This window comes from Carboxylicivirga sp. M1479, from assembly GCF_007097485.1.
GTDB lineage: Bacteria > Bacteroidota > Bacteroidia > Bacteroidales > Marinilabiliaceae > Carboxylicivirga.
The window spans coordinates 1-2,405 of the sequence record NZ_VKDE01000075.1; the positions used below are offsets into that span (position 1 = coordinate 1).

2 protein-coding genes are annotated in these 2,405 nt (G+C 38.5%); both read left to right on the forward strand.

Annotated features, from left to right (window positions below; genetic code table 11):
- Positions 1-502, forward strand: a 502-nt coding sequence (locus FNN09_RS20800) for a sulfatase/phosphatase domain-containing protein (protein ID WP_143304412.1), incomplete at its 5' end; no start/stop codon positions are given.
- A 13-nt stretch (positions 503-515) separates the two neighbouring features.
- On the forward strand, positions 516-2,375 hold the full coding sequence (locus FNN09_RS20805) for a sulfatase (protein WP_143304413.1): 1,860 nt from the start codon (positions 516-518) through the stop codon (positions 2,373-2,375).
- Positions 2,376-2,405 lie beyond the last annotated feature (30 nt).

The window sequence follows — 2,405 nt, forward strand, 5'->3', positions numbered from 1 at the left end:
AGGAGGTGGCGATCCTGAATACTTTAATTCCAATGGTATTTATCGCGGAATTAAGCGCGATTTGTATGAAGGTGGCATTCGGGTTCCCTTTATTGTTAGCTGGCCCGAAACCATAGCGCAAGGCGCAAGCAGTGAGCATATGTCGGCGTTTTGGGATGTTTTACCGACGATGGCCGATATATTAGGTGCTGATCAACCCACGAATATTGATGGTATTTCTTTTCTACCTACCCTTTTAGGTAAACCTCAACAAGAACATGAGTATTTATATTGGGAGTTTTATGAACGGGGAGGAAGTCAGGCTATACGTAAGGGTAACTGGAAATTAGTTCGAACAAAAGTGTTTAAACCTAGTCAAACAGTCACTGAGTTGTTTGATNTAGAAAAAGACCCTGAAGAAACAACTGATCTTTCCAATGAATACCCGCAAATTGTAAGTGAACTTGAGGAATTAGCAAAAGTTACACGTACAGATTCTGATATTTTCAAATTCAAAAATTAATAAAAGCTCAGATATGAAGAATTTTGTGTTTATTATGCTGCTTACCTGTTTGATGTGGGCTAAAGGATTTGCTCAGGAAACTAAACGGCCTAATATAGTATGGTTAACCTCTGAAGATAATTCGATCCATTATATGAAATTATATAGTGAGGATGGTGTGGCTACACCACATATTGAATCATTGGCAGATCAGGGCTTGGTTTTTAATCATGCATTTTCGAATGCAGCTGTTTGTAGTGCAGCCCGGTCAACCATTATATCTGGTGTATATGGTCCTAAAATAGCCTCCCATTATCATCGTCGCCAGGCCAAAGTGCCGATGCCCGAGGGTTTGAAGATGTTTCCTGCCTACCTGCGGCAAACAGGTTATTATACAAGTAACAATAGCAAAGAGGATTATAATATTTATAAGTCTGATGATGTTTGGGATAATTCATCCAATAAAGCGAGTTGGCGTAATCGGTCAGAAGGACAACCGTTCTTTCATGTGCAGAATTTTGCTGTAACACATGAGGGTAGCATGCATTTTAAACATAATGCCTTTGAGGAAGAAAATACTGATTTTGACCAGACAAACGCTACGATTCAACCCAATCATCCCCAAACAGAGTTGTTCAGGTATAGTAATGCCCGATATCGCGATCAAATTTCAAAACTGGATAATCAAATTGGTAGTTTTATATCAAAACTCGAAGCTGATGGTTTGATGGATGATACCTTTATTTTCTATTTCGGCGATCATGGAGGTGTACTTCCTGGCTCAAAAGGGTATTTATACGAAACCGGACTACATGTGCCGATGGTTGTTTATGTTCCAAAGAACTTCAGGCATCTGGTAGACTTAGATGCCGGGACTCGCTTAGATGGTTTTGTAAGTTTTGTTGATTTGGCACCGACCGTTCTTAACCTGGCAGGTGTGAGGCTACCAGATGGTTTGGATGGGCAGTCTTTTCTAGGAAAAGGTGTGGATATGGAAGAAATGAATCAACGAGATGAAACCTATAGTTATGCCGACCGCTTTGATGAAAAGTATGATATGGTACGTGCTGTACGAAAAGGAAATTATAAATATATACGTAATTATCAACGTTTTAATATTGACGGACTCTACAATCAATATCGATACAAACAACTTGGGTATCAGCAGTGGCTTGAAAAATTTGAAAAAGGCGAACTGAATGAGGCCCAGAGTGCTTTTTTTATGCCACGACAGGTTGAGCTTCTCTATAATGTTGAGGATGATCCTTACGAGGTCAATAACCTTGCGGAAAAGCAAGAGTATAGTAAAGTGCTGAAACAAATGAGAGTCTTATTGAAAGAGAAAGAGAATGACTTACACGATTTGTCCTTTTATCCGGAGTACTACCTGATTCAACATGCCTTTGAGAATCCGGAAGCTTTTGGACAGATGAATAGTAAGGAAATAAAGCGATTAGCATCAATAGCCGATTTACAATTACTAAGTATTTCAAAGTCACATAAAAAGCTATNTAAGGCTTTAGCATCAGATAATCCGTGGGAGAGGTATTGGGCCCTGATTGTATGTAGTTCTTATATGAAGAAAATACCACAATTGTTACCTGTGATAAAAGCCATCGCTAATAATGATAATCTGCTTATTAACAAGGTTCGTGCTGCAGAATATCTTGCTATTGTTGGAGAGCAAGCACCTCAAAAAGTGATGACAGAAGCCTTGTATGCTTCGCAAGATGTGACAGAGGCTATGCTAATTCTTAATTCAATGGCATTGATGAAGTCACCAGCGTTTGATTACGTGTTTAATCTGGATGTTTCAAAAATCAGAGTTTTGAGTGAAGAAAAGAAGCTTATTAAGGAGTTGATGAAACGTGTTAATTATTTAAAAAACAATTAGAATGAAAATGAAGTTATACTGGATATTGGT